At 68.8% G+C, this 23988-nt stretch carries 18 protein-coding genes and 1 pseudogene; 11 read left to right on the top strand and 8 right to left on the bottom strand.

The features are described 5' to 3' along the window. The 5 genes from BRX43_RS17930 to BRX43_RS17950 form a co-directional block, all read left to right on the top strand. Nucleotides 1–173 (top strand): integrase core domain-containing protein (locus tag BRX43_RS17930; RefSeq protein WP_206433231.1); only part of this gene is annotated, 173 nt, incomplete at its 5' end. Between the two features lie 195 nt (nt 174–368). Continuing rightward, nucleotides 369–611 carry a hypothetical protein gene (locus tag BRX43_RS17935; RefSeq protein ID WP_125996455.1) on the top strand — a complete coding sequence of 81 codons (243 nt, stop codon included), beginning with the start codon at nt 369–371 and terminating at the stop codon, nt 609–611. Nucleotides 612–682: 71 nt separating this feature from the next. After that, a complete protein-coding gene (locus BRX43_RS17940) occupies nt 683–895 on the top strand; it encodes a hypothetical protein (protein WP_125996456.1) in 213 nt (70 codons plus the stop codon). A 171-nt stretch (nt 896–1066) separates the two neighbouring features. After that, on the top strand, nt 1067–3643 hold the full coding sequence (locus BRX43_RS17945) for a glycosyl hydrolase 115 family protein (protein ID WP_241215056.1): 2577 nt from the start codon (nt 1067–1069) through the stop codon (nt 3641–3643). Nucleotides 3644–3843: 200 nt separating this feature from the next. Further along, nucleotides 3844–4317, top strand: a complete 474-nt coding sequence (locus tag BRX43_RS17950) for a carboxypeptidase-like regulatory domain-containing protein (RefSeq protein ID WP_125996458.1) — start codon at nt 3844–3846, stop codon at nt 4315–4317. A gap of 146 nt (nt 4318–4463) precedes the next feature. Here the strand turns inward: BRX43_RS17950 and BRX43_RS17955 are convergent. After that, nucleotides 4464–4607 (bottom strand): annotated as a pseudogene (locus BRX43_RS17955) (MFS transporter); the annotation flags it as partial. Between the two features lie 326 nt (nt 4608–4933). After that, on the bottom strand, nt 4934–5668 hold the full coding sequence (locus BRX43_RS17960) for a hypothetical protein (RefSeq protein ID WP_206433268.1): 735 nt from the start codon (nt 5666–5668) through the stop codon (nt 4934–4936). Between BRX43_RS17960 and BRX43_RS17965 the strand changes: the two genes are divergently transcribed. After that, nucleotides 5668–6294 carry a WYL domain-containing protein gene (locus tag BRX43_RS17965; protein ID WP_206433269.1) on the top strand — a complete coding sequence of 209 codons (627 nt, stop codon included), beginning with the start codon at nt 5668–5670 and terminating at the stop codon, nt 6292–6294. The two genes, BRX43_RS17960 and BRX43_RS17965, sit on opposite strands and share 1 nt — an antisense overlap. 293 nt (nt 6295–6587) lie before the next feature. Here BRX43_RS17965 and BRX43_RS17970 read toward each other — a convergent pair whose 3' ends face one another. From BRX43_RS17970 to BRX43_RS17995, 6 genes are all read right to left on the bottom strand, one after another. Next, nucleotides 6588–7052 (bottom strand): VOC family protein, encoded by a 465-nt coding sequence (locus BRX43_RS17970; protein WP_241215057.1) that lies wholly within the window; start codon nt 7050–7052, stop codon nt 6588–6590. Between the two features lie 197 nt (nt 7053–7249). Then, on the bottom strand, nt 7250–14497 hold the full coding sequence (locus BRX43_RS17975; protein ID WP_125996460.1) for an autotransporter outer membrane beta-barrel domain-containing protein: 7248 nt from the start codon (nt 14495–14497) through the stop codon (nt 7250–7252). 230 nt (nt 14498–14727) lie between these two features. Beyond that, complete coding sequence (locus tag BRX43_RS17980) at nt 14728–15531, bottom strand: SDR family oxidoreductase (RefSeq protein ID WP_125996461.1); 804 nt, start codon at nt 15529–15531, stop codon at nt 14728–14730. Nucleotides 15532–15540: 9 nt separating this feature from the next. Beyond that, entirely contained in the window at nt 15541–16305 is a 765-nt protein-coding gene (locus BRX43_RS17985; protein WP_125996462.1) for an alpha/beta fold hydrolase, read from the bottom strand. A 64-nt stretch (nt 16306–16369) separates the two neighbouring features. Beyond that, on the bottom strand, nt 16370–16918 hold the full coding sequence (locus BRX43_RS17990; RefSeq protein WP_125996463.1) for a hypothetical protein: 549 nt from the start codon (nt 16916–16918) through the stop codon (nt 16370–16372). Between the two features lie 58 nt (nt 16919–16976). Then, nucleotides 16977–17432 carry a hypothetical protein gene (locus BRX43_RS17995; protein ID WP_125996469.1) on the bottom strand — a complete coding sequence of 152 codons (456 nt, stop codon included), beginning with the start codon at nt 17430–17432 and terminating at the stop codon, nt 16977–16979. 320 nt (nt 17433–17752) lie between these two features. On the opposite strand from BRX43_RS17995, the gene BRX43_RS18000 reads away from it, so the two are divergent. The 5 genes from BRX43_RS18000 to BRX43_RS18020 all read left to right on the top strand — a co-directional run. Further along, complete coding sequence (locus BRX43_RS18000; protein ID WP_125996470.1) at nt 17753–18901, top strand: AAA family ATPase; 1149 nt, start codon at nt 17753–17755, stop codon at nt 18899–18901. A gap of 50 nt (nt 18902–18951) precedes the next feature. Further along, nucleotides 18952–20031, top strand: coding sequence for a ParB/RepB/Spo0J family partition protein (locus BRX43_RS18005; protein WP_125996464.1), 1080 nt, complete (start codon nt 18952–18954; stop codon nt 20029–20031). Nucleotides 20032–20134: 103 nt separating this feature from the next. After that, the gene (locus tag BRX43_RS18010; RefSeq protein WP_125996465.1) at nt 20135–21319 is read left to right on the top strand and encodes a replication initiator protein A; all 1185 of its coding nucleotides are present in this window, start codon (nt 20135–20137) and stop codon (nt 21317–21319) included. Nucleotides 21320–21836: 517 nt separating this feature from the next. Further along, complete coding sequence (locus BRX43_RS18015; RefSeq protein ID WP_241215058.1) at nt 21837–22256, top strand: hypothetical protein; 420 nt, start codon at nt 21837–21839, stop codon at nt 22254–22256. 82 nt (nt 22257–22338) lie between these two features. Then, on the top strand, nt 22339–23988 hold a 1650-nt coding region (locus BRX43_RS18020), incomplete at its 3' end, for a TonB-dependent receptor (RefSeq protein WP_125996466.1).

Raw genomic sequence — 23988 nt, forward strand, 5'->3', positions numbered from 1 at the left:
AAGCAAGGGTACTGATCGAGGCGTGGCGCCGTCACTACAACACCGTCCGGCCGCACAGCAGCCTGGGCTACCGGCCGCCCGCACCACAAGCGGCGACACCGCCATTGCCGGCCTCCGGTTCCGCTTCGCTCCACCTACGACCGGCAATGGCGGCGGAGACGACAATGCACTAACTAATAACCCGGACCACCCGATGGGGGCTGCTCACTCCCGTACCGCGTCGCCTCGACGCCATAGACGCATGCCCAGGTTGACAGGCCGAGCCGCGCGCCGGTGTCGTTCATCGAATGTCGGCACGATCGATCCGCCCGTTGACGACGCAGCCTGCATCGCCCGGGGGCTGGGTCACGCCCGACGCAGAGCAACTGATGACCGCATCGATGCGCGGCCCTCGACCTGGCGCGCTGGTCGCGGTGACGGAGGTGGGCCTGCACCCGCTGACCGTCCGCTGCGGCGGTGCCATGGACCGGATCGGGATGCTGGTCCGCGCCAGGAAGGATCGCCCCAGGCGCCCCCCGGTCGCGCCCGACCATGCGGTCCATTCGATCGTCGCGCTGCATCCGGGGCACCCGCCTCGGCCCCGCTACGAACGGCCGCGGCTGGTAGGGTAGAATAGCGACCCGGCTTGCACACGCGCCGGTCTGCCGCCATCGGGGCGGGACGATCCAGCCAGAGGCCCGCCATGCTCGACCCCGATATGCCCGTACAGGCCGCCGCCGGCGGTCAAGCCGCCATCGCCTTCGCGCTGTTCGAACATATCGCCGCGCGCGATCCCGAGGCGGTCGCGCGTAAGGACGATGCCATCGCCGTCTTCCGCGAATGCATGGAGGCGGTCGGCCACCGAGCGGAAGGGGGGCCGCCCAAGCCCCGCCCGATCCGGTTGGGCGGCGACTGAGGACAAGCCACGACGGACGACAAGCTGCGACCGGTGTCGGGCCGCGACTGTGTCGCGCTCCACGAAGGCGTCCAACCCATGCGAAAATAGGGGATTGCACAATCGTGCATTCCCGCGTTCCGCAGGGATCGATCGACACGAACCGAATGCCGATGGGCGGGAGATGGGATGATGAGGACGCGGTATTGGCTGGGCATGGCGGTGCTCGGGCTGGCAGGCCGCGCCATGGCGCAGGATTGCGCGGCCCCGGTCAACGCCTGCGCCGCGCCACGCGCCGGCTCGCTCCGCCTGATCGCCGGCGCACGGCCGGCGGCCGTTGTGGTGGACGCTTCCGCCGATCCCGCCGTGCGCAGCGCCGCGCAGGGCCTGGCCGGCGACCTGGCGCGCGTCGCCGGCGGGCCGGCCGCCGAGGTGCGCACCACCCTCCCCGCCTCGGGCGAGCTGGTGCTGATCGGCGCGATCGGCCGCAGTCCGCTGATCGACCGGCTGGTCCGGGCGGGGCGCGTGTCCACCGCCTCGGTCGCCGGGCGCTGGGAAGCCTATCGCCAGGTCGTCGTCGACCGCCCCTTTCCCGGCATCGCCCGCGCGCTGGTGATCCTGGGCGCGGACCGGCGCGGCGCGGTGTTCGGCACCTATGACCTATCGGAGCGGATCGGCGTCTCGCCCTGGGCCTGGTGGGCCGATGTGCCGGTCCGGCGCCAGGCGGACCTCTCCATCACCGCCGGCACGCGGGTCGACGCGCCCGGCGTGCGCTATCGCGGCCTGTTCATCAACGACGAGGAGCCGGCCTTCGGCAGCTGGGCGCGCAGCCATTTCGGGGGCGTCAACGCCAAGGCGTACGCCCATGTCTTCGACCTGATCCTGCGGCTGAAGGGCAATTACCTGTGGCCGGCGATGTGGGGCAAGTCGATCGCGGCGGACGATCCAGCCAGCATGGCGCTGGCGGACGCGAAGGGGCTGGTGCTCGGCACCTCGCATCACGAGCCGATGACCCGCGCCCAGGCGGAATGGCATCGCGACGGCGATGACGGGGTCACCGGCGGGGCGTGGGACTATACGACCAATGCGACGAACCTGCGCGCCTTCTGGCGGGGCGGCATCGCGCGGATGATGTCCAAGGGCGACGACCGGGGCTATGAACAGCTCGTCACCGTCGGGATGCGCGGCGATGGCGACGAGCCGATGAGCCGGGATACCGCCACCGGCCTGCTGGAGCGCATCGTCACCGACCAGCGCCGGATCATCGCCGACGTCACCCGTAGGCCGGCCGAGCGCACGCCGCAGCTCTGGGCGCTCTACAAGGAGGTGCAGGATTATTACGACGCCGGGCTGAAGGTGCCGGGCGACGTCACCCTGCTCTTCTCCGACGACAATTGGGGCCAGATCCGCCGGCTGCCGACCAGGGACCTGGACCGTCCCGGCGGCTTCGGCGTCTACTATCATTTCGACTATGTCGGCGGTCCGCGCAGCTACAAATGGCTTGCCAACACCCAAGTCGAGAAGACCTGGCAGCAGATGGACCTCGCCTGGCAAAGCGGCGCGCGCGCCATCTGGATCGCCAATGTCGGCGACCTAAAGCCGATGGAATATCCGATCGACTTCTTCCTGCGCATGGCCTGGAACCCTCAGGCGATGACGCCCGCCGCGCTCGCCGCCTATCCCCGGCAATGGGCCGGCCGCCTGTTCGGCCCGGCCCAGGCGGAGGCGATCGGCGCGCTCGCCACCGACTATGCCCGCCTCGCCGCGAGCCACAAGCCCGAGCTGGTCGACGCCGACAGCTTCGCGCTGGGCCCCGTCGGCCCGGCCCTGGATGGCGGCGCGTTCGGCGCAATCGTCGCCGCGTGGCAGGCGCTCGCCGACCGGGCCGCGACCGTGCGCACGCGGCTCGCCTCCGACCAGCAGGACGCGTTCGCGGAGCTGATCGGCCATCCGGTCGCCGCCATGGCCAATCTCTACGACCTTTATTACGCGGTCGCCTGGAACCGCAGGCTCGCCGCGCTGGACGATCCCCGCGCCAATGTCTTCGCCGACCGCGCAGAGGCCGCGTTCCGGCGGGACAAGGCGCTGACCCAGGCCTATCATCGTCTCGCCGGCGGCAAGTGGGACGGCATGATGCTGCAGACCCATTTCGGCTATACATCGTGGAACGACCCCAAGACCGACATCATGCCCAGGGTCACGCGCGTTGCGACGACCGGACACCCGACCGGCTCCGCCCCCGTCACCTTCACCGCCGCCACGACGCCCGCACCGGGCAATTACGCCTTGGTCGAAGCGACTGCGATGTGGCGCAGCGTCGCCGCTCATGGTCTCGGGTGGCGGGCGATCCCCCATCTCGGCAGGAGCCGGGGCGCGCTGGTCGCCCTGCCCCAGGGCCGGCCGGCAACGACGCCCGCCGACGGCATCCGCGCCGACTACGCCATGACCCTCGCCCGGCCGGGCGACGCGACCCTGCGGCTGACCATGGTGCCGACGCTCGACGTGCGGGGCGGCGCCGGCGGGCGGATCGGCGTGTCGGTCGATGGCGGCCCTGTCCGGACCCTGACCATGAAGCTGGTGGTCGACGCGCCGGACTGGACGCGCGCGGTGACGGACAACGCCTTCCCGCTGGAAGCCCGGATCGGTCGCCTTGCCGCCGGCCCGCACGCCGTCAGCCTGTGGCGCATCGACGACAATATGGTGGTGCAGCGGCTGCTCCTCTATACCGGAACCCTCCCACCCGGCACCGACCAGGGCCCGGCGACATGAACGATCCTTCATTTTATCGCCCGAGGATCGATCCTTGCGGAAAGAATAAGGCTACAAGCCAACGATTCCAAAGCTGAACACAAGCTGAAACATTCGTCATTTTAATGCCGCCCCCCCTCCGGATGTAAGCGATTACATCAGAAAAACAGGCCGGGATAAGGTGCGTCAAGCACCGCCGGTCGTCAGTGGAGGGGATTGGCATGAAGAGCGTGATCGTCCGCAGGATCGGCAATCTGGCGCGCACGGGCAGTTCGCTGTCGGCGATCGCGATGGCGGGGCTGGCGGCGGGCGTCGTCGTCGCGCCGACCGCCGCCTTCGCCCAGACCGCGACCGCGACCGCGACCGCGACGCTGCGCGGCCGCGCGCCGGCGGGCGCGGAGGTGGTCGCGACCGAGACCAGCACCGGATCGGTCCGCCGCACCACCGCCGGCACGGACGGCACCTATGTCATCGCCGGCCTGCCCTCCGGCAACTATCAGGTCACCGCCGGCGACCGCTCGGCCGTCGTCGCGGTCGCGGTCGCCTCCACCGCCGTGCTCGACCTTGCTTTGGGCGGTGCTGTGCGCATCCTTTGCCATCACCGGCGGGGGCCGGGTCAGCCTCGACGCGCGACTGCGCGGGCGGCTGCCGGGGTGGCTCGTTGCCTGAGCGCCGTTCCCGCGAACCGGCGGTGATGCAAACGGTCGGGGCGTTGCCATGGGCCTCCATTTGCCGGATGCTCGGGCCCCTATGGTCGGTAGCGCTTGCTGCCCCGCTCCGACGAGCGAGACGATCGGTCACGGAAGGCGAACAGCATCGCCAGCGCCGCCCCGGCCATCGCCGCCCCCACCAGCAGCCCGGCGACGGGGATGGAAAAGCCCAGGTCCGCTGCGATCGACGGCAGCATCCCCATCGGAGCGAACTCGGTGACGCCGATGCCGAATGCACCCGCCGCCAGCGCGGGAAGAGCGGGATTGAAGCGCATATCGACCTCCGTCATTGCGTGGGACGGAATGGCGATTGGCGGCCAGGCTGTGTAGCCCGTGATTCTGGCAAGCAGCTTTGCGATGGAAGCACGAATGGACGTCAGCGGGTGACCGGGGGAAATGATGGTGTTCGTCACCGTCCTGGAGCAGGGCCGCCCACCGACGGCCGGGGAGGGGGCGAAGCGGTCATAGACCGCTCTCCGAAGCTGACGACGACGGCTGCATGCAGGCCGAGCACGGTAGCGATGGTCATCCGTTCGGCACTCCTGCGCGTCTCCGGGCAACCGGACCGAACATGATCGTGACCCGGACCTGAGCCGCCGCCTTACACGAGCGTGCCGAACTCCATGCTGATCGGCTCGATCATCGAAAGAAACCGGTCGCAATCGGCGTTGCCGGCCCAGGCCTCGCAGATGGCCTCGGCCCCTTCCCGGTCATCGGCAAAGGCGAGATCGACGAAAATGCCATCCTGCAGCTTCACCAGGTGCTGGCGCCGCCAGCCGGATTGATGGACCAGATGGCGCGATACCATGGCGTCATAGGCGGCGCGCATCGAGCCTTCCTCGACACCGGCCTTCAACCTGAAGCGGCCAAGCTCGATGCCGTTCCCGGCGACGACAGGCTGCGGGTCGAGCGAGGGCGCGGTATAGTGCGCCATGCTCGTGACCGACGCTACCGATCCGCGAAAATCGGCAAATTCAGCTGCGTTTCCGACGATTCGCCCTGCCCTGCGGGCGCTATAGAGATCGGTCCACGCGACCAGATCGACGCGCGCATTCGCATCGTCCGTGCCTTGGAAGGGCGTCCAGGCGATGAAGCCCGGTTGGCGGGCGAGCAATGCCCTGGCCTGCTCGCGAACCGCATCGGCCTGCTCCGCATCCGTGATCCTGTAGGCGACGATCTCATAGCAAATGGCGGTCATGGCATTCCCCGACGGTGACGTTCGTGAGGCCGCGGGATACACGCCGCCCCTGACAGTTTCCGTCAGGATCGGACGATAGATACGCCATGCGTTCGCTACGCCTCTTTGCGCTCCTCGATCACCTTCGCGAACGATCATTGCCGATCTCGGCGGACACGCTCGCCGAGCTGCTCGGCGTGTCGGTCCGGACGATCTACCGCGACATGGTGACATTGCAGGCGATGGGCGCGCCGGTGCGCGGTGAACCGGGCCTCGGCTACCAGCTTGAGCGCGGCTATTTCCTGCCGCCGCTGCATCTGGACCATGACGAAATGGATGCGGTCATGCTGGGGATGCGGTTGATCGCGGCACGGAGCGACGAACCACTGGCGGCGGCAGCGCGGCGCGCATCGGCGAAGTTCGCCGCGTCGATGGAACCCGGTCGGCAAGCGGCCTATGCGAACCTGCCGCTGCGGGCCGTGTCGAAGCAGACATCGGAGAGCGAGAGCGCCAAGGCGCATCTGACCCTGTTGCGGGATGCGATACGCCGACGCCTGATCCTGTGCATCACCTATGCGGATTTTTCGGGTAACGAGAGCGAGCGGACCATCAGACCGCTCGGGCTGACCCTGTTCGACTCCGCCTGGCTCCTCACCGCTTGGTGCGACGCCCGAAATGCCTTTCGCAATTTTCGCGCCGACCGGATTGCCACCATCAGCAGCACGGGGGCCATTTTCCGACAGGAGAGGGGCAGACGCTTCGAGGATTATCTGAAAACGCTTTGACGTGAAGTGCCGACCTGCATGCCAGCCAGTCGCTATCACTGGCCGCCCTGTTCAAAGGGCACCGTCGGAGTCATCACGACCGGCATCGCTGGCGCCGTGTCCGCAGCCGCCTACTTGGGTAATGAGCGCAATCTCTAGGCGCTAATGCTGGCGCATGCCTGCACGGACAGATACGGCATCGCCATGCTCTATTTCGGGCGATACGCTTGGTCCGGTCTCGACCCGACCGACCGTCTCGATGGGGAGCGCCGCTTGGGACGGCGGGGCATTCCTGTTGGGCGGCCGCCGGCCCGTTAACAGGCTGGCGGCTGCATAAGCTCTATCGTGATATGATCGGGGCCTGAGATATAGGCCACCAACGTCCCCTTCCGTGGACCGCCCGGTATCGGCAGCGGACGACCTTTCGCCTTCCATCCTGCCGCCTCGATACGGGCAATGGCGGCATCAATATCCGTCACGGTCAGCGCCAGATGGGCCGCGCCGATCGATCCCGCGCTGTCGGGCACCATCCCGTGCCGGGCCCCGTTCGAATAGTGCAACAGTTCGACCACATAGCCGTCGGGCGCCCTGACGATCGCCGTCTTCACGTACGGATCATCGACACCCGTCACCTGATGCAGGAAGTGGCCCCCCATCTCCGCTTGCCGCTCGAGCGTGAAGCCGAGCGCTTCCGTCCAGAACCGGACGGCGTCGTCCAGAGACGATACGGCAAAGCCCGTATGGTCCACGGCCAATACGGTTGCGGCGTCTGTCATCATTGCACTCTCACTGGGTCGCGCTTGCGGTGTCGGGGATTGCGCCCCCGGCCGCCATCGGCACCCGCAGCATGGCGACCATGATCTTCATGGTGACCCTATTACCGCTAAAGCCCTCTCCCGCAAAGAAAGACGCAGGACACCAATCCCCGCCGAACGGACAGGGCCGGGGCGGATCGCCGCCCCGGCCCCCGCCCCCATCAGAAGCGCAGGCGCAGGCCCGTCGTGATCGTCTCCTGATGATCGTCGCGTCCGGTCTGCGCGCTGGCGGTCGAGAACAGGTCCAGCCCGCCCGCGAAGCGATAGGCGACGCCGCCCGTCACGGTGCCGACCAGCGGCGCGCGCGATGCGCCGTAGGCGGTCAGGCCCAGCCCGCCCCCGGCATAGCCGGCCAGCGCCTGCGTCCCGCGCCCCTCGATCTGGTAGCGGGCGCCCAGCGTCACCGAGGGGCGGAACGCCGCGTCGGACGTATCGCTGCGGCCGAAGGTGACGCCGGCATCGGCGAAGCCCGCCACATGCCGGTTGCGCGAGACGGTCAGCGCGAAGGGGCTGCCGCCGGTCTCCGCCACGCCCGTGCGGGTGGTGCGCAGATAGGTCAGGCCCGCCCGCGGCGTCAGCGACCAGCCCTGGGGCAGCTCGGCGACATAGTGGACCGACAGGTCGCTGACCAGGCCGTGCAGGTCATAGCGGCCGGTCGCCCCGTTCGTCCCCATCCCCGGCAGCGCGCGCCGGGTCTGCGCATTCGACCCGTCATAGAGGATCGACGCTGTCACGCCCAGGCCGCTCGCCAGCGTGTAGCGGCCATGCACGCCAGCCACCACGCCGTCCGCCTTGGTGAAGGCGCCCAGCGGCGCGACCGACTGGCGCGTGTTGAGCCAGCCGCCGAACGCCCCGATCATCCACTGGCGATCGCCATAGCCCAGGCCGCCGAGCAGGCCATAGCCGCGCGTCTGCGCCGCGCTGCTGCCCTGGGCCGGGTCCGCGCTTAGCCGGTGCCACTGGCCGACCCCCTGCCCGAAGGTGAAGGCGCCCGGTTCGTCCCGCAGCGTCGCGAAGGCAGGCCCCCGCGCCGCCTGGGTCAGGGTCAGGGCATTGTCGACGCCGATCTGCGTCGCCGAGGCATAGGCCTCCGGCGTGATCTGCGCGAAGCCTCGCGCGTCGGACGCGCCCGACCCGGTCAGCAGCGCCGGCAGCGCCGCGAACAGCGAACTGGTCGCGGGCTGGCGCGCCAGCGTCGCATTGGCATAGTCGATGCTGCGCGACACCTGCGGGCTGAACCGCGCATCGCCCAGGAACTGGCCGAGCAGCGAGAGGCGGTCGGCGCGCTGGACGAGGAAGCCGAACAGGTCCGCCGGCTTCTGCACGGTCGTGTAGCTGCCGCTGATCCCGCCGCTGGCGACGATCAGGTCGTAGGAGGCGCCGGGCCGCAACGCGCTGCTCGACACGATCTGCAGCGTCGATCCGTTGGCGATCGTCACCGCGCCATTGACCAGCAACTTGTCCGACACGGTCGGGGTCAGTTCGAACAGCGACACCGACCCGCCGGCCAGCGCGACATTGCCGTTGACGGTCATCGTGCCCGGCGACGCGCCGGGGCTGAGGATGCCCGCGACCGCGACACTGCCGTTGACGGTGCCCGCCGAACCGAAGGTCGCGCCCTGGCCGACCTGGAACTGGCTGGCGTTCAGCGTCGATCCCGCCAGCCCGACCAGCCGGCCGCCGGTCAGCGCGACCGCGCCGAATGACGCCTGGCCCGACACGGTGGCATAGCCGCCGGTCATCGCCAGCGCCTCGACATTGGCGACGCTGGAGAAGGCGACCGGCACCGCAGCCGATCCGCCCGACAGCAGGATGCGGTCGGTGCCCGCGCCGCCATCCATCGCGCCGGCGAAGCCGCCGGCGATGGTGAAACGCTGGTCGCCGCCCGTGAAGGCGACCTGCCCCGTCGTCAGGCTGCCGCCCGCCGCGATCGCCAGGTCGGTCGCCGCATCCACCCGGCCATAGGCCTGGATGCCGGTCAGCGACAGCGTGCCAGCGCCCTCGGTCGCCAGCCGCTCGAACCCGGTCAGCGTGCCCGCCGCCAGGCTGCGGTCGCCCGCCAGTTCCAGCGTGGCGCTGTCGGTGCCCGCGCCGCCCGCGACGCTGCCCAGCAACACCGAACCTGCGGAGAAGCGGAGCGCGTCATTGCCCGTGCCCAGGTCGACGATGCCCGCCAGCGTACCGCCGCGCGCGACCGTCAGCGACAGGTCGCCGTCACCTAGGCCGAGCGGCGCACCCGCCGATCCCAGCGTGCCGGTGAGCGTCAGCGCATTGCCCGCGACCGCCAGCGTCTCGAACCCGGTCGCCACGCCGCTCAGCACGACCGGCCCGGTCGCGGTGAAGCGCAGCGTGTCGCTGCCCGCGCCGCCATCATAGCGGCCGGCGGCATCGGTCGCGCCCAGCGCCAGCAGATCGTCGCCCGCGCCCAGCGCGACGCTGGCGATGTCGCCATCGACGCGCAGTTGCTCGGCCGCGTCGCTGCCGGTGACCGCACCGACGCGGTTGCCGGCCAGCGTCAGGTTCAGCCCCGTGCCCTGCAGTTCGACCGTGTCGAAGCTCTGGTCCAGGCCCAGCGTCAGCGTGCCGTTGCCGGTCACCGCCAGCCGCTGGAAGTTGCTGCGCTGGCCCAGGCCGCTGCGGTCGCCCGCCAGCAGCGCGGCATAGGTGTTGGTGCCCGCACCGCCATCGATGCCACCCGCGACCTGCGACCCCGCCTGCTCGACGAAGCGGTCGTCGCCGTCGCCCAGCACCACCGCGCCCTGCACGATGCCGGCATTGACGAAGCGGTCGTTCCCGCCACCCAGCGCGACCGCGCCGGCGATGGTGCCGTTATTGACCACCGTCTCGGCCGCGTCGGTGCCGGTGATGGTGGTCGCGCCGGTGCTGGTCAGCGTCTCGCCCGCGCCGACCGTGACCGTGCCGCCCGAAACGCCGATCGTCTCGACCCGGAAATTGCCGGCATAGGTCAGGTTGCCCGTGCCGATCTGGCTGAACCGTTCGAAGTTGATGAACTGGTCGCCGTTCAGCGTCCCGCCCCCGGTCGCGTCGACGATCAGCGTGTCGGTGCCGTCGCCGCCATCGACCGTGCCGATCAGCGTCGCGCTGATGGCATGGAGGAAGCTGTCGTCCCCCGCCCCCAGGAACACATTGCCCTCGATCCGCCCGCGATTCTCGATCCGGTCGTTGCCCGCACCCAGCGCGATCGACCCGATGATCGCGCCGGTGTTGACGATCCGGTCGTCGGTCGCGCCGACGCTCTGGACCGCGCCGGCGAGATAGGGCGTCCCGTTATAGGCGGCGAGCGTGTCGTTGCCGACCAGCGTGGTGCCCGCGCCGCCCCGAATAGTCCCGGCATTGGTCAGGTCGAGCGCGGCACCATCCGCCAGGATCGCGGTCGACAAAGTGCCGGTCGCCTCGATCACGCCGGTCGCGGTATTGGTGATGGCGGCAGTGGCATAGCCATTGCCTATGACCGCCAGGCCCATGGCGGGCTCGGTGTTGGTGCGTTGAAGGTCTGAACCGGTCGGCACGGCCGCTCCGGCATAAGGATCATAGACCGTCGCGCCGCCCCCATTCGCACGGATCGTGCCCGAATTGCTGACCACGATCGTCTGGCTGGCGGTCGCGGAGCTCTGCAGGCTGTAGAACGTCTCACGCTGCTCGTAGCTCGTGGCGGTCAGCAGCGCGGCCGAACCACCCTCGCCGCTGGCGTCGATCGTGCCACTGTTCTCCAGACGGATCGCACTGCCTATCCCCTGATAGTCGGTGGCATTCATATAAATGGCCTGACCATAAAGGGGCGCGGCGATCGTGCCGCTATTGATCAGGCTGACCTCCAGCGGAACGCGGGTCTCCGGGGGTATGGCGCCGTAAGGCAGGTCATTGCTGGCGCTGGCGCTCAACCCTTGCGTGATCAGGCCAGTGTTCGTCGCCGTGAGGCTGGCCCCGTCCGCCTTAAGCTCGACGGTGGGATCGGTCCCGTTGTTCCGGATCGTGCCGCTATTCTCGAACGACGCCGTGCGGACAGAGATGGCGGTCTGATCGCTATCGTCTTGCCCGATCGTCCCGCTGTTGGCGAAGCGGGTGACCAGGCCTTCGACCCGGCCGGTGACGATCGCCTGGTTGGTGAAGCCGCCGAGCGTAACCATCGGCGTCTCGACCGGCCACCATGTCTGTTGCTGACCCAGCGTCACGCCACCATCGACGTTCGCCAGGTTGATGACCTGTCCCTCACCGATCAGGCTCAACGACGCGACCGACCTGTTGGCCGACACCGTCGCGACCGTGTCCGCACCGCCGGCCTGCACCTCCTCCACCTGGAAGTTGGTCGCGGTCGCATCGCCGAGCGTCACGGTGCCGGAGCGGGTGAGGGCATGGCGATACCGGTTCTGCCCGGCCCCGCCGTCGATCGTCCCGGTAACGCCGGTCTGACCATCCGTCTCGACGAAGATGTCGTCGCCGGCGCCGAACAGCAGATTGCCCGTCAGCGTGCCGCCCGCCGCTTTGTAGGTCGAGGCGGCGGTGGAGCGACCGCCATAGCCTGTATAGCCCAGATCGACGTCACCGATGATCGTGCCGGCATTGGTCAGTTGGACCGAATCGGTCCGGATAGCCGCTTGTCCCGCCCCCCCGGCGATCGTGCCGCCGGCGAGATTGTTGATCCGCTTGACGCTGGTGCCATAGGTGTTGGTCTGGGTGATGGCGACGCCATCGGTGCTGGCGATCCGGCCGCTATTGTCGATCGTCCTTGGCGATCCGTAATTGCCATATTCACTCGAATAGTCGAACAGGAGCGCCGGACCCGCGACCGCGATCGTGCCGCTGTTGGTCAACGAGACGAAGCCCGTGACCCCGGTCGTCGCCTTTCCGTTCTCCGCCTGGACGATACGTCCGCTATTGACGATGCTTTGGGTGCCGACGACGCCACTGGCCCCATCGAGCGACAGGGTTCCTGCATTGGTCACGGACGTGCCGCCCGAGATGGCCGCGACCCGCCCGCTCGGATACGTGGCCGTACGCCGATCCTGGGCGACGATCGTGCCGGCATTGGTGAAGCGGTCGGTCCCGCCCAGCGCCACGGCGGCCGAACCATATTGGCCCGTGGCCGTCAGCGACAGCGTGCCGCGACTGGTGATCGTCAGTGCATTCGCAATCCCGCTGCCATCTTCCGGCGCCATGTCGCGGCTGCGGGTCGCCAGCGCGACGACGTCCGTCGTGGCGATGTCGAGGGTCATGTCGGCACTGCCCTGGCCGGCCAGGACCAGCGTCCGGGTCGATGCCGCGCCGGTCAGCGTCAGCGCGGCCGCGTCGAACAGTTCATAGCCGAGGCTCTCGAACGCCCCGCCGACGGGCAGGGTCGCGCTGCTGTCGCTGCGCACCCGCAGCCGGATATGGCCGCCGGTGCCCGCGACGGCGCCGTTGATCCCGGCAAAGCGTCCATTGTCGCTGCCGGCCAGTTCGGTGACGAACGTGACCCCCGTGCCCAAGGTGAGGGTGCCGTTGAGCACACCGCCCGGCAAGGCGATGAAGGCATTGTTGTTATAGGTGTTGCTGCCCAGGCTGACATTGCCGTTGATCGTGCCCGCATTGCTGACGCGAACATTGATGATAGTGCTGGAACCGGGCGCGATGGCCGCCGTGCCGCCGGTGATGACGCCAGCCGCCTGGTTGACCAGTCTGGAATCGCCATAGATGAGCACGGCCGATCCGGTCGCGCTGATGATGCCGCCATTGGTCAGCGCACCGCGCAACGCCAGACCGGTGGTCGCCCCCTCGATCCGGCCGCTGTTCGTGGCCTGCCCCTGCGTGGATAGCGCGACACCGATCCCGCCCGTCGAACGGATCGTGCCCGTATTGGACAAGTTCTCGGCATCGACAGCCGTGCCGCCGGCCGTGATCGTCCCGGAGTTGACGAACCTCGTATCGCTGTTGGTGTAGACGCCGTTCGACGCGGCCGTGATCGTCCCGCTATTCTCGAACCGGCGGGGATTGGAAAACAGGAACACGGCAAAACGCTGGTCATTCGGCGCGGTGGCCGTGATGGTGCCCGCATTGATGAACACGGGGCTGCCGTCGGAAATGCCCAGCGCGTCGCTCACGACCGTGGCGGTGCCCGTCAAGGTCGTGCGGTTCACCACCGTGCCGTTGCCGGTGATCTCCAGCGCGCCATTCATGGTGAAGCCATCGGCGAGCGTCGCCGTCATCTCGGCATCGGGAGCCAGGCTGAGCCGCTCGAACCCCGCCGGCATCGCTACCGGCGAGGACAGGCTGGCGTCGCTCGTGAAGCGAACCCGCAGGGTGTCGGTGCCCAGGCCGCCGTCGATCGTACCGCTCACCCCGGTGCGGATCGCGCCATTGGCATAGCCGACGACCAGCGTGTCGTTGCTCGACCCGAACCGAAGATTCCCGGCGATCGTCCCCTGGCTGTTGTCGACCGTGTCGCCGGTATAGAGTGAAGCGTTGGACGATTGGACATCGCCCGTGATCGTGCCGGCATTGGTCAGATTGAGGGCGGTGTCGGCCCGGATCGCCGTCGCGCCCGCGCTGGCGATGCGCCCCCCGCTTGCATTGATCAGCGACACCGACATGCCGGTGATCGCCGGGCCCGATCCGGTGTTGCTGATCGTGCCGCTGTTCGTCAACGGGACGCCGGACAGATTGGCCAGCGTCGCACTCCCGCTCGCGGAGGTGATCGTACCGCTATTGGTCGAATCGGACGTCTGGATCTCGAAATTCCAAATCGTGCCCCAGTCGATCGCGCTACGCGTGCCGCCATCGATGGTGCCGGCATTGGTCAGCCGTCCGATTTTGGCGCTGATCGCACCGATGAAGCCGCCGGCCTGATTGACCACCGAATAGAAACCCGAGACCCCGGGCGCCGTCGACAACAGCGCATAGCCGTCGCCCGTCGCCTTGATCGTGCCGCTATTCTCCAGGGCGATGCCCGTCGGTTGATAGCCGGTGCCTTCCCGCCCGACGACGACGGCGTTCGCACCCCGAACCTCGCCCCCGGCTCGGACGGTCATGCCCAATTGGCCAAGGGAATAGCCTTGGCCCGGCTGGCGGGTCAGCAGGACACCCGCCTGATCGCCACCGTCGATCAAGCCGCTCACGTTCAGCTTCGCGCCGGCTGTATAGTAACCGTTCGGCTCGATGATATCGACGGTGACCGCCGGCGCGCCGCTGTTCGATACCACGGCCCCCGCCGATACATCGACCGTCGCGTCCCGCGCCGTCACCCGCAACCCGTCGATGTCGCTGCCCGTGCAGGTCGTCGTGCCACTGGCCACCGTCGGATCGGGCGCGCATTGCGCATAGGCCGGTCCCGCGATCATCACCGCAAGCAGGATCGCGCTCGACTCCAGCGCACGCGCCTTGACCCGCCGCGCCTGCGACACCGACTTCACCATCTTGACCATCCCCCCTGAAAACAGGGTGTCGCTATGATGAAGCCGGTGTCATGTCCAGTAGGCCAGAAAACCGGCCAAACATTTCTTATGCAGGAGAGGCAAACAGGGTTAGGATCGTAAACGGTATGTACCACCGAAACGGATGGACATCTATTCCGGTCAACGGATTTCCCCATCGATCAAAGCCGGTTGCCGCTTCCGCATGATATGCGGGTCACATCACCGCAGCCTCACACCGCCATGGTGAAGACCGACCCGGCATCGACACGCAGCCCCGCGCCGGTGATGAAGCTGGCGCGCTCCGAACACAGGAAGGCGACGGCCGCCGCCACCTCGTCCGACCGGCCACGCCGGCCCAGCACCATGCCCGGCCGCTCCTCCTTCAGGAAGCTCGCGATCGCCTCGTCGAAGCTTTCGCCGCGCTCCTCGGCGCGCTTGTGCATCATCGCGTCGGTCATCGGCGTCGCGACGAAGGCGGGCGAGACGGTGTTCACCAGCACATTGTCGCATCCATAGGCCTTGGACAGACCCTTGGCGAGGCTGAGGATGCCCGCCTTGGACGCGCAATAGGCCAGCTCGTCGACATAGGGCTGCACCGCATCCTCGGACGCGAACAGCACGATCCGACCCCACTTGTTGGCGCGCATCGCCGGGATCGCCTCGCGGCACATCCGCACCGCGCCCATCAGGTTGATGTCCAGCGTCTCCTGCCAGCCGGCATCGTCCACCTCCAGGAAATCGCCGGTCGCCCCGGTCACGCCGGCTGCGTTGACATAGATGTCCGGCTCGCCCAATCGCTCGCGCACCTCGGCCCAGAGGGCGCGGACGTCGTCGGGCTTGGTCACGTCGCCGGTGACCGCGATGATCTCGCCGAGCGGTTGCAGCTCGGCCAGGCTGTCGTCCAGCGTGCCGCCCGCCTTGTCGGTGATCGCGACGCGCACGCCCGCTTCCAGCAGGAACCGCGCCGTCTCCTTGCCCATGCCGGAATCCGCGCCGCTGATGAGGGCGATGCGCTTGGTGATGCCCAGGTCCATAACTGCTCCTTACTGGTGGGGGTCGGGGGAACAGCGCGCCGCATGATCGCGGATCAGCGCGGCCAGTGCCTCGGGCTGTTCATAGGGAATGAGGTGCGCCGCCCCCGCCACGTTGTGGAGGACGGCCTCCGGATAATGCGGCAGGTTCAGGCGACGTTGCGCCTCCGCACCTAGGTCGCCGTCCTCGCTCCCCGCGAGGATCAGTGCGGGACAGGCGATCCGGCCGACCCGGTCGCCCCAGTCCTCGCGGCTGCCCTGCTCCAGCCAGCCCCGCCACGCCTCGGGTCGGGAGCGCCGCACATCCGCGATCGCCTGCCGGCGCCACGGCTCGGACAGAGGCGATGCCGTGTTGGCATCGACGAAGGCGGCCGCGTCGGCCTCGGTCGGGGCGCCATCGGCGAACCAGCCGATCATCCGGTCGCGGCGCGCCTCGTCCATCGGTTCGGGAGAGGGCGGCGAGGCAGCGACCAGCACCACGCCCCGGATCGCCGGCCCCGAAGCGCCGGCCTGGGCGCGGGCGGCGATCAGCGTCGCGATCTTGCCGCCCATGCTGTGGCCGACCAGCAGCGCATCGGTCACGCCCCGATCGTGCAGCATCGCGACGACCTGCGCGACCATCGTCTCGCACCGCCCGTCGCCCATCCTATCCGCCGCGCCGAAGCCCGGCAGGTCGAGCGCGATGCCGTCGTGATCGGCCAGTCGATCCCGTACCGGCTGCCAGGACCGGGCACTGGCGCCGAGGGCGTGGAGGAAGAGGAGGGTCGGTCGGGTCATGCCGCCTCAGGACGCCGGACCGCGTCGTCCGTTCCGCGCCTTCGCGACGAAATGTTGATGGCGATCAACTTTCCGTGCGTAACCGGCCCTGGGGATCGCGCAGCATCCAGAAGCGCGACCAGCTCCGCACGCGCGGCAGGATCAGCCAGGTCAAGGCCCCGGTCAGCAGGATGGAGGACAGGATCTGCTGCACCGGCCGGGGGGCGTGCGGCAGCAGCCAGCCGATGATCCCGCTCACCAGCAACAGGGTCGGCACCACCCCGATCCAGGTGACCAGCGCCGTCTTCCACTTGCGCGCGGCCGCCTCGCTGGGCAGCATGACATGCGCAATCGGGCCTTGGACGACCTGCCGCAGTCCGGTCGAGAAACCGTCCGCCCCGCGCCCATGATCCCCCTGCCCCGCCCAGGCGTCGAGCGCGGCGTGATCCGCGAACTGTACCAACAGATGATGCATCGCGCCCGCCTGATCGAGCCGCAGCGCCCCCTGGAAATCCGGCCGGGTCGCCGCGTCCGCGATCACCTGCGCGGCCCAGCCGTCATAGCGGTCCTCGCGCCCCGGTCGCATCACGCGGCTGATGACGAGCGTGGCGGGATGGCTGGGCGTTTGGGGCATGAGGTGCGGGACATTCGGGCGAACCGTTGGTTCCACGCCGCAGCCCTGCCGGACGATCCTATCCGCCCCGCCGCGTCAGCAATCGTGCGCGGGTGACCAGCGGGTCCTCGTACAGGTCGCGGATGGCGCGACGCCGGAACAGGTTCCACCAGCGTTGCCAACGATGCTCGGCCGCGTCGTGCAGCATGTGGCATCGTTGGCAAAGCGCCATCAGATTGGCCGGCGTGTTGTTGCCGGGATCATGGTCGAGATGCGCGCAGGCGAGCACGACATAGGTCGTCCGCACCCGCGCCAGCACGAAGCCGCCGCGCAGCCGGATCGCCCGCCCCCGGCCCGATCGCCAATGGCCCGCCTCGGCATCCCACCAGCGGCCATCGCCCAGATGCGCGACATGGCGGCGATGCGGCCGCTTGCATGTCTCGCACCGCGCCCCTGCCCGATCGAAGCGGATCGCGTCCGACACCTGCCGCCAGTCGATCGGATAGAGCCAGCGATTTTCCGGGCGGATCGGCATGGCTCGGTCATGAATCACCCGAGACCGGAACGAAAGGGAAATCGTCCCCGCGATGTTTCCCGCGGGAAACATTCGATGGGCAGGGCCTCGACACGCTCCCCCTGCACTCTCTGCATCCTCGCCTCTTGGCGACTCCGATCGACGCCGGCCACGATGTTTCCCGCGGGAAACATTCCGCAGCGGGAGCAACACCCCTGCCCTTGCCAAGTTGAATGCAATCTGCCTATTCGTCTCCTGAAAAGCTTCAAAGGGGCAGGTTCGTGGCGGAAGATCATGCAGTGCTGACCCAGATCGGCGATCTGGCGGATGCCGGCGAGCGGATGATCGAACGGCTGCGGCGCAAGGCCTTCCTGCCGGAAAGCCGCAAGGGCCTTCATGTCCGCTTCGGCATCGCCGAGGCGGCGCAACTGCTCGGCTGTTCGACCAACCGCATCCGCATGGCCGAGGAGGATGGCCGCCTGCCCCCCGCCCCCGCGACGGAGAATGGCCGCCGCGTCGGCTATAGCGTCGAGCAGTTGCTGCGGATGCGCGAGGTGCTGGGCGCCTCCCCCGCCCGTGCGCCGCTCGACGTGCCGGCGATCATCGCGGTGCAGAATTTCAAGGGCGGCGTCGGCAAGTCGACCGTCACCACGCATCTGGCCCATTATTTCGCGGTGCAGGGTTACCGGGTGCTGGTAGTCGATTGCGACAGCCAGGCGACGACGACGACCCTGTTCGGCTTCAACCCGCATTTCAACATCACGCGCAACGAGACGCTCTATCCGTACCTGTCGATCGACCCGACCCAGGCGGATCTCGGCTATGCGGTCCGGGCGACGCCCTGGCCCAATGTCGACCTGATCCCGTCCAATCTGGAGCTGTTCGACGTCGAATATGAGCTGGCGGCGGCCGGCAGCGATGGGGGGTCGGTGCTGGCGGCGCGGTTCCGCAAGCTGAAGCGCGGCCTGTCGGACCTGGCGCGCGACTATGACGTGGTGCTGCTCGACCCGCCGCCCGCGCTCGGCACGATCAGCCTGGCGGTGATGCAGGCGGCGAACGCGCTGCTGGTGCCGCTGGCGGCGACCACGCCGGATTTCTGCTCGACCGTCCAGTTCCTGTCGATGATGGACCAGGTGCTGCACCAGCTGACCGGCGCGGGGATCGCGGTCGACTATCAGTTCGTGCGGTTGATCTGCTCCAAGTTCGACGGCAACGATCCCAGCCATGCGATGGTGCGGGCGATCATGGAGCAGAGCTTCGGCCCCGCTTTGCTGCCGGTGCCGATCCTGGAATCGGCGGAGATCAGCCACGCGGCGATGCGGATGATGACCGTCTATGAACTCGACAAGCCGATCGGCACGCCCAAGACGCACAAGCGCTGTCGCGCCAATCTGGACGAGGCGATGCGCCAGGTCGAGCAGCTGGTCCGCCAGAGTTGGGGCCGGGTCGAACCCTTGAGCGAAGAGGCGCTGGTCGATGCCGCGGCCTAGGCTTTCCTACAAGATCATGTTCGCTGTATGTTCTGCCAAGGAGGCGAATCATGGCGCGTAAGCAATCCGATTATCTGGCCGCCCTGCTGGCGGAGGACGGCCCAGGCCCCAAGGATAGCGGGCTGATCCGGCTCAACCCCCATGCCGGCAGCGAGGAGCGGCCGGACCGCGTGCAGGAGCGGGTGCGCGGCACGACGCTGCTCGGCCGCGAATCCGCCTTGGCGCGCGTCGCCAGCGGCGAGGTGCGGCAGGTCACGCAATTGCTGCTCGACCCGACGCGGGTCAAGGTGTGGGAGGGCAATGCCCGCAGCTATCGCCATCTGACCGAGGAAAGCTGTCGCGAGCTGATCGACTCGATCCTGGCGGAGGGCGGACAGAAGGTGCCGGCCGTGGTCCGCCGGATCGAGGGCGATCCCGACCATGACTATGAGGTGATCGCGGGCACGCGGCGGCACTGGTCGATCCGCTGGCTGCGCGCCAACCACTATCCGGACATGCAGTTCCTGGCGCAGGTCGCGCAGCTCGACGACGAGGCGGCGTTCCGGCTCGCCGATCTGGAGAACCGCGCGCGCGCCGACGTGTCCGACCTGGAACGGGCGCGCAACTACCGGGTGGCGCTGGCCAGCCATTACGGCAACCACCAGACGCGGATGGCCGAGCGGCTGAAGCTGTCCAAGGGCTGGCTGTCGAAGATGCTCAAGATCGCGACGCTGCCCGACACGGTGGTCGACGCCTTCGCCTCGCCCGCCGAGCTGGCGCTGCGACCGGCCTATGCGCTGGCGCAACTGCTGGACGACCCGGATGGGCAGCCGGCGATCCTCGCCACCGCCGAGCGCCTGGCCGCCGAGCAGCGGGCGCGCCGCGCCGATCGCCAGCCGCCCCTCCCCGCGAGCGAGGTGCTGCATCGGTTGCAGGACGCGCCCCGGCGGCTGGCGGGGATCGGGGCGACCGAGCCCCTCTGCGAATTATCGCATCATGGCCGTCCCATCGTGTCGGTGCGCTCCGCCAACCGCCAGGGGGTGACGTTGCGCCTCCATGCCGGCTCGGGCGCGGATCTGGACGATATGCTGTCGGCGGTGCGGCAGGCGCTGGAGGCGCTGGAGGCCCAGGGCCGGGGGCTCAAGCGCTGATGTTTCCCGCGGGAAACATCGTGGCGGATCGACCCGACCGGCCGCGCGATGGCATGTTTCCCGCGGGAAACATGGGGCTCGCGCGCACCAAGGACCGCGTCGCATGACCAAGCCGGCGACCAAGGGGACGGCCGAGCAGATCGACCTGTTCCTGCCCTATCTCTCCGAACTCCCGTTGCGCGACCAGCGCGAGATGATGGAGCGGCCGTTCTTCAGCCTCGCCAAGTCGAAGCGGGTCAAGCCGATCGACTATCGCTCGCCCGACGGCAAGCTGTGGGTCCATGTCTCCGCCAGTTCCGATTACGGCATGGCGACGATCTGGGATGCGGACATCCTGATCTATTGCGCGTCGATGCTCGCCGACATGGCGCGGCGCGGGATCAACGACGTGCCGCGCACGCTCCACCTGATGCCCTATGACCTGCTCCGCGCGATCGGGCGGCAGCCGACCGGGCGCGCCTATGAACTGCTCGGGCAGGCGCTCGACCGGCTGGTGGCGACCACGGTCAAGACCAATATCCGCGCCGATGCCGGCCTGCCCGCCGGCGGGCGCGGGCGACGCGAGGCGACGTTCAGCTGGCTCGACGGCTGGACCCAGATGGTCGACGAGAAGACCGAGCGGTCGCGCGGCATGACCATCCAGCTGTCGGCCTGGTTCTGGGAAGGCGTGATGATGACCGGCGGGGTGCTGTCGATCGACCGCGCCTATTTCGACATCACCGGCGGGCGCGAGCGCTGGCTGTACAAGGTCGCGCGCAAACATGCGGGCGGCGCGGGCGAGGCGGGCTTCGCCATCGCGCTGCCGACCCTGTTCGAGAAGTCGGGCGCGGAAGGGCAGTATCGCCGCTTCAAGTTCGAGATCGCGCGCATCGTCGAACGCGACGAGCTGCCCGGCTATCGGCTGGCGCTGGAGACGGTCGAGGGCCAGCGCGAACCGATGCTGCGAATGCGACGCCGGCCGGGCGGGGAGGGGGTGGCGGTGCCCGCCGCCACCGCGCCATCGCCGATCGCGGCCGCGCCGGATGCGCCGGTGGCCGTGGATGTCGGGGCGCTGGTCCGGCGCAGCGTCACCAGCCTGTCGACCCGCGCCCTGGCCGGCGACCTCACCGATGCGACGCTGGCGACGCTGCGCGCCGAATGTCCCGGCTGGGACTATCAGACGCTTCATGCCGAGTTCCGTACCTGGGTGGAGGGCGATCCGGCGCGCACGCCGGTCAGCTACCAGAATGCGTTCATCGGCTATGTCCGGCGCTATCACGCGCGCAACCGGCACCTGCTGCGCGGCTGACCCGAGCCTCGACACGGGCCGGAAGCGGCCTGTCCGTTCCTGATGTATCGGCTGTCCGGATCGGGGCGGCCATGTCCATGATGTGCGTTCGCGCGATTGAACCTTCCTGTCGCCTGCACGCGCCGAACTGATTCAAACCGTCCGACGATCAGACCCGATGATCCGGAGCATCGACACTTCGGGAACGCGGATCGGCGGACCGTCGATATATCGGGAACGATGGCACGAACTATCGGGAACGTCGGCGTCGATATATCGGGAACGTTTCCACGATATTCCGGGAACGCGGGGGGTCGGGAAAATGGCCGATTCCCAATGAGTCGCGCGATGGTTCGAGGCCCTTAACCTTCTAACCCTCTATTTAACCCTCTAACCCGGCGGGATATTGGATCTTGGACGGACAAGGAGAAAGAAGGAACGGCGCATCGGCAGGCGTCTGGCTGATCCAGGTCGTAGCAAACGATAGCGAGCCGCCACGGACGGTGACAGGCCGACGCCCGCCGGCTAGGTCGATCCGGTGCAGGCCGTCCGCCATCTTCTCGCGCAACGCCAGGTCGTGCTGTGGCTGTGCGCGGCGACGCTGATCCTGCGCCTGTTGGTGCCGACCGGCTATATGATCGGCAGCGACCATGGCCATGTCGCGATCATCGCCTGCCCGGGCGTGACGGCGCCGGTCCAGGCCGCCGCCATGCCGATGATGCATCACGCCGCAAAGAGCCGGCCGTCCGACCATCGCCCCTCGGACCATGGTCCGAGCGACGGGCCTTGCGCCTTTGCGGGGCTGTCGGCCGCGATGCTGGGGGCGGTCGATCCGGTGCTGCTCGCCGGGCTGGTCGCCTTCATCCTGCGGCTGGGCTTCGTTACGACTCGCGTCACGGTCCCGGCCGCGTTCCGCCATGCGCGGCCGCCCTTGCGCGGACCACCGGCGCTGACCTGATCGCTGTCGGCGTGTTCGGTAACCGGACGCGCTCGTGATCCCACCGCCGGCTGCGATGCCGGCCGGTCGAAAGCCCTTCCGCATGAATCGTTACTGCCTGCTGGCCGGCGCTGCCGCGTCGTGCCTGTTCCTGCCCGCGCGGGGAACCGCGCAGGGAGCCGCGCCGCCCCCGGCAGCCGCCCCCATCATCGTCACCGGCCAGCGCGATGTCGCGGGCGATACCGGCAGCCGGCTGGGCCTCACCGAGGCCGAAACGCCGGCCACGCTCGAACGGCTGACCCAGGCCGATCTCCAGCAGCGTGGCCTGCGCACCGCGCGCGAGGCGTTCGACGGCGTGGTCGGCGCGATCGCCGGCAATGTGCCGGGCAATCCGGCGGTGCTGTCGCTGCGCGGCTTCGCCGGCAATGCCGTGTCGATCCTGCGCGACGGCGTCCGCGTCTCGACCTCGACCGTCGTGCAGCGCGACACCAACACCTGGCATTACGACCGGATCGAGGTGCTGAAGGGCCCCGCCTCGGTCCTGTACGGGGAGGGGGCGCTGGGCGGTGTCGTCAATCTGGTGACGCGCAAGCCGGTGATCGGCGAACGCCGGCTCGACCTGCTCGCCTCGACCGGCAGCTTCGGCACCGTCTATGCGGCGGGGGGCGTCAACATCGCCGCAGCGGCCGATCTCGCGATCCGCGCCGATGCCAGCTATCAACGCTCGGACAGCCTGTACGCTGTCGATCGCAATGCCAGCCATTCGGCCGGGCTGACCGCCAGCGCCTTGTGGCGGCCCGATCCACGCTGGTCGCTGCTGATCGGCGTCGAGCATTTCGAGGATCGCTATGACGCGACCTATCAGGGCATGGCGCTGATCCCCGGCCGCTACGCGCTGGAGCCGAGCCGGGCGGTACGCTCGACCGGCGGGCTGGTCGCCGACCGGGCGCTGCGGCGGGTGAACTATAATCCCCTGGGCGCCTATTCCGGGGCGGATGAGACGACGTTGCGGGCGCGGCTGGACGGGGCGATCGGGGGCGGGTGGCGCGTCGCCATCGACCTGACCGGCTATGCCGCCCGGCGCGCCTTCCTGCTGGCGGATACGCAGGTCTTCACCGCGCCGAGCGCGGCCTTCCCGCAAGGCGGCATCCGGCAGAGCTATCAGGATTTCCGCCACGACCATCGTTTCTGGAACGCGCGCGGGCTGGTCGTGAACGAGGGGCGGGTGTGGGGCCTGCGCAACCGGTTCAGCCTGGGCGTGGAGGGGAATGGCACGCGCTTCCGAAGCCCGCGCCGACAGGCACCGGCGACCGCGCTGCCGGAGGTCGATCTGCGCGACCCGGCGATCATCGCCATCCCGAATGGGGCGGGCCTGTTCACCACCAGCGACGTCATCTTCGATTCCCGGCTGCACCAGCTTTCGCTGTTCGCCGAGGATGCGCTCAACCTGACGCCGCGCTGGCTGGTGCTGGGCGGCGCGCGCTGGGACCATATCGCGCTGACCCGCACCACGATCCAGAATGCGAGTGGCGCGGCCGAGCGTAACGCGCCGCGCTTCGATCCCGTCTCGTGGCGTCTGGGCACGACCTGGACGGCGCGGCCGGGCGTGACCCTCTATGCGCAATATACGACGGCGGTGTCGCCGGTCTCGTCGATCCTGCTCGCCTCGATCGCCAACAGCCGCTTCCGCCTGACCAGCGGCGCGGCCTGGGAGGCGGGGTCGCAGGCGAGGGCGTGGGGTGGGCCTGTCTAT

Source organism: Sphingomonas sp. S-NIH.Pt15_0812, from assembly GCF_003951315.1.
In the GTDB taxonomy this organism is placed as follows: domain Bacteria; phylum Pseudomonadota; class Alphaproteobacteria; order Sphingomonadales; family Sphingomonadaceae; genus Sphingomonas.

Bases quoted from the DNA above. Each gene is read 5' to 3' on its own strand.
- BRX43_RS17995 (WP_125996469.1), bottom strand. From the start codon at position 17,432: ATGCCGATCCGCCCGGAAAATCGCTGGCTCTATCCGATCGACTGGCGG.
- BRX43_RS17950 (WP_125996458.1), top strand. From the start codon at position 3,844: ATGAAGAGCGTGATCGTCCGCAGGATCGGCAATCTGGCGCGCACGGGC.
- BRX43_RS17960 (WP_206433268.1), bottom strand. From the start codon at position 5,668: ATGATCGTTCGCGAAGGTGATCGAGGAGCGCAAAGAGGCGTAGCGAAC.
- BRX43_RS18000 (WP_125996470.1), top strand. From the start codon at position 17,753: ATGATCGAACGGCTGCGGCGCAAGGCCTTCCTGCCGGAAAGCCGCAAG.
- BRX43_RS17975 (WP_125996460.1), bottom strand. From the start codon at position 14,497: ATGGTGAAGTCGGTGTCGCAGGCGCGGCGGGTCAAGGCGCGTGCGCTG.
- BRX43_RS18010 (WP_125996465.1), top strand. From the start codon at position 20,135: ATGACCAAGCCGGCGACCAAGGGGACGGCCGAGCAGATCGACCTGTTC.
- BRX43_RS17935 (WP_125996455.1), top strand. From the start codon at position 369: ATGACCGCATCGATGCGCGGCCCTCGACCTGGCGCGCTGGTCGCGGTG.
- BRX43_RS17985 (WP_125996462.1), bottom strand. From the start codon at position 16,305: ATGACCCGACCGACCCTCCTCTTCCTCCACGCCCTCGGCGCCAGTGCC.
- BRX43_RS17940 (WP_125996456.1), top strand. From the start codon at position 683: ATGCTCGACCCCGATATGCCCGTACAGGCCGCCGCCGGCGGTCAAGCC.
- BRX43_RS17970 (WP_241215057.1), bottom strand. From the start codon at position 7,052: ATGATGACAGACGCCGCAACCGTATTGGCCGTGGACCATACGGGCTTT.
- BRX43_RS17990 (WP_125996463.1), bottom strand. From the start codon at position 16,918: ATGCCCCAAACGCCCAGCCATCCCGCCACGCTCGTCATCAGCCGCGTG.
- BRX43_RS17980 (WP_125996461.1), bottom strand. From the start codon at position 15,531: ATGGACCTGGGCATCACCAAGCGCATCGCCCTCATCAGCGGCGCGGAT.
- BRX43_RS17945 (WP_241215056.1), top strand. From the start codon at position 1,067: ATGAGGACGCGGTATTGGCTGGGCATGGCGGTGCTCGGGCTGGCAGGC.
- BRX43_RS18005 (WP_125996464.1), top strand. From the start codon at position 18,952: ATGGCGCGTAAGCAATCCGATTATCTGGCCGCCCTGCTGGCGGAGGAC.